Origin of the sequence: Stenotrophomonas pictorum JCM 9942, assembly GCF_001310775.1 — a bacterium.
Classification (GTDB): domain Bacteria; phylum Pseudomonadota; class Gammaproteobacteria; order Xanthomonadales; family Xanthomonadaceae; genus Stenotrophomonas; species Stenotrophomonas pictorum.
Genome location: NZ_BAZI01000296.1, coordinates 1 through 3,303 on the forward strand (window position 1 = coordinate 1; position 3,303 = coordinate 3,303).

Sequence of the window (3,303 nt, forward strand, 5' to 3'; positions counted from 1 at the left end):
ATCGGCCACCAGCGCGATGCCCAGCCGCGCCGGCCAGTCGCCCAGCAGGTAGGCCCAGATATGGCCCTGGCTGGTCTGCGCAAACAGCAGCGCCACCGCCACCGCCAGCGCCGCCATGCTGGCCCAGGCCACGCTGCGCTGCACCTTGGCCCGTAGCGTCGGTGTTCGATGAACAGCGACAGCGCCGCGCCCAGCAGCGGAATCAGGATCGGCAGGATCACCAGATGGTTCATGCGCCGCGCCCCGGTTTGGCGGCTTGCTCAGCCGGCGGCTCGGGCTCGTGTGCATCCACGTGATCACTGTGGTTGTCGCTGCGGCTGCGCATGGCCAGCACGATGCTCACCGCGGTCATCGCAAACGCAATGACGATGGCGGTCAGCACCAGCGCCTGCGGCAGCGGATCGGTGTAGTGCGCCAGCGTGCTGGCGATCCCGTCCTTGAGCACCGGCGCCTTGCCGATCACCGGCCGCCCGGCGCTGAAGATCAGCAGGTTGGTGGCATAGGACAGGAAGGTCATGCCCAGGATCACATCGAAGCTGCGCGCGCGCAGCAGCAGGTAGATGCCGATGCCGGTGAGCACACCGATCGCGCTTGCCAGGGCCAGTTCCATCAGTGCATCTCCCCGGTGCGGGCCGAACGGCGGTGGATATCGATTTCGCCGTTGCGGGCGTTGCGGCTGCGCGAGGGTTTGACGGTGCCCATCATCGACAGGATCAGCATCACCCCGCCGAACACCACCAGGTACACGCCGGTATCAAAACCGATCGCGCTGGCCAGCGGCACCTCGCCGATCAACGGCAGCTGCAGGTCCAGGTGGCCGCTGGTCAGGAACGGTACGCCGAACAGCAGTGAGCCGGCGCCGCTGAGCAGGGCGATCAGCAGGCCCAGGCCGATGCAGCGGATGTAGTCGAAACCGAAGCGCGATTCCACCGAGGCCGAGCCCTGGATCACGTACTGGATCAGCAGCGGCACCGCCAGCACCAGGCCGGCGATGAAGCCGCCGCCGGGGGCGTTGTGGCCGCGCAGGAACAGGAAGATGGACACGGTGAGCGTGAGCGGGAACATGATCTGCGCCAGATCGGCCGGTACCGGCAGCTTCATCGGCGGGCCGGGCATGATCTGCTCCGGCGCCATCCGCGAACGCCGCAGCAGTGCATGCACCACCAGCGCGGCGATGCCGAACACGGTGATCTCACCGAAGGTGTCGAAGCCGCGGAAGTCCACCAGGATCACGTTGACCACGTTGTGGCCGTAGGCTCGGGCAGCGAGCGCAGCAGCAGTTCGCCGGCCATGGTGTTGGGCGGCAGGGTCATCAGCGAATAGGCCAGCGCGGCGATGCCGGTACCGGCGACGATGGCGATGGCCGCATCGCGGCGCTTGCGCCAGCGCGAGTGTTCCGGCGGCGACTGTGCCGGCAGGTAGTTCATGCCCAGCAGCATCAGCGCCAGCGTCACCATCTCCACCATCAGCTGGGTCAGGGCCAGGTCCGGCGCGGACAGGAACACGAAGGTCAGTGCCACCATCAGCCCGGTACCGCCGATCACGATCACCGCCAGCAGGCGCTGCCGGAACAGGAACAGGCCGGCAAAGGCGCAGGCCAGCATCACCAGCCACAGCATCCAGCCCAGCAACGGGATCGGTTGCGGCGCCGGCCAGGCCGGCATCGCCGGATTGGCGACATAGGGCGCGGCGGCCACGATCACCGCCACCAGCACCAGCGCCAGCAGCATGCGTTGCAGACTGCCGTTGGCCACTGCGGCGGTGAAGCGCTGGGCAAAGCCGAACAGCACCTCCAGGTTGCGCTGGAACAGCTGCTTGCCGACCGGACGGTTGCGCGCGGCGTACAGGTCGGTGAACCGGCGCAAGCCGAAATACAGTGCGATGCCGCCGGCCACGCCGATGACGCTCATCGCCAATGGCAGGTTGAAGCCGTGCCAGACGGCCAGGCTGTACCCGGGCATCGCGTTGCCGAGAATCGCGCTCGCACCGGCTTGCAGCACCGGGGCGACGGTCAGCGCAGGCACGATGCCCACCGCCAGACAGATCACCACCAGCACTTCCACCGGCACCTTCATCCAGCGCGGCGGCTCATGCGGCACCACGTCGATGTCCACCGGTCCTTTGCCGAAAAAGGTGTCGTGGACGAAACGCAGGCTGTAGGCAACGCCGAGGATACCGGCCAGCAGCGCGGCGGCGCTCACCGCATTGCGCATCCAGTCCGGGCCTTCGGTGGCCAGCGCTTCGGTGAACAGCATTTCCTTGGACAGGAAGCCGTTGAGCAATGGAATCCCGGCCATCGCCAGCGAGGCGACGATGGCCAGCGTGCTGGTGATCGGCATCAGCCGGCGCAGGCCGCCGAGCCGGCGCATGTCGCGGGTGCCGGTTTCGTGGTCGATGATGCCGGCGGCCATGAACAGCGAGGCCTTGAAGGTGGCGTGGTTGAGGATATGGAATACGCCGGCCACCACCGCCATCGGCGTGGACAGGCCGAACAGCAGGGTGATCAGGCCCAGATGCGAGATCGTCGAATACGCCAGCAGGCCTTTGAGGTCATGCTGGAAGATCGCGTTCCAGGCGCCGATCAGCAGGGTGATCGCCCCGATACCGCTGACCACATAGAAGAACAGTTCGGTGCCGGCCAGCGCCGGGTGCAGCCGTGCCAGCAGGAACACGCCGGCTTTGACCATCGTGGCCGAGTGCAGATAGGCCGACACCGGCGTCGGCGCGGCCATCGCATGCGGCAGCCAGAAGTGGAACGGGAACTGCGCGCTCTTGGTGAAGATGCCGGCCAGCACCAGCAGCAGCGCCCACGGATACAGCGCGCTGGCGCGGATCAGCTCGCCCGAGGCCAGCACCACGTCCAGATCGAAACTGCCGACGATGCGGCCGATCAGCAGCACGCCGGCCAGCAGCGCCAGACCGCCGCCGCCGGTGACCACCAGTGCCATGCGCGCGCCCTCGCGGGCGTCCTTGCGGTGCGACCAGAAGCCGATCAGCAGGAACGAGCTGATGCTCGTCAGCTCCCAGAACACCATCAACAGCAGCAGGTTGCCGGCCAGCACCATGCCGAGCATCGCGCCCATGAACAGCAGCAGGTAGCTGTAGAAGCGCCGCGCGCTGTCCTTCGCCGAGAGGTAGTAGTGCGCGTACAGCACCACTAGCGCGCCGATACCCAGTACCAGCCCGGCGAACATCCACGCCAGTCCGTCCAGGCGCAGGCTGAAATCCAGCCCGATCTGCGGCAGCCACTGCCAGCTGCTGCGGACGATCCCGCCATCGAGCACGGTCGGGGTCACGCTGCCC

At 67.3% G+C, this 3,303-nt stretch carries 1 protein-coding gene and 2 pseudogenes; all 3 read right to left on the bottom strand.

Annotated features, from left to right (window positions below):
• Positions 1-233, bottom strand: a pseudogene (locus JCM9942_RS18375) (monovalent cation/H+ antiporter subunit D); the annotation flags it as partial.
• Positions 230-610 carry a Na+/H+ antiporter subunit C gene (locus JCM9942_RS12645; protein ID WP_054660087.1) on the bottom strand — a complete coding sequence of 127 codons (381 nt, stop codon included), beginning with the start codon at positions 608-610 and terminating at the stop codon, positions 230-232. The gene JCM9942_RS12645 and the pseudogene JCM9942_RS18375, both read right to left, overlap by 4 nt.
• Positions 610-3,303, bottom strand: a pseudogene (locus tag JCM9942_RS12650) (monovalent cation/H+ antiporter subunit A); the annotation flags it as partial. The pseudogene JCM9942_RS12650 and the gene JCM9942_RS12645, both read right to left, overlap by 1 nt.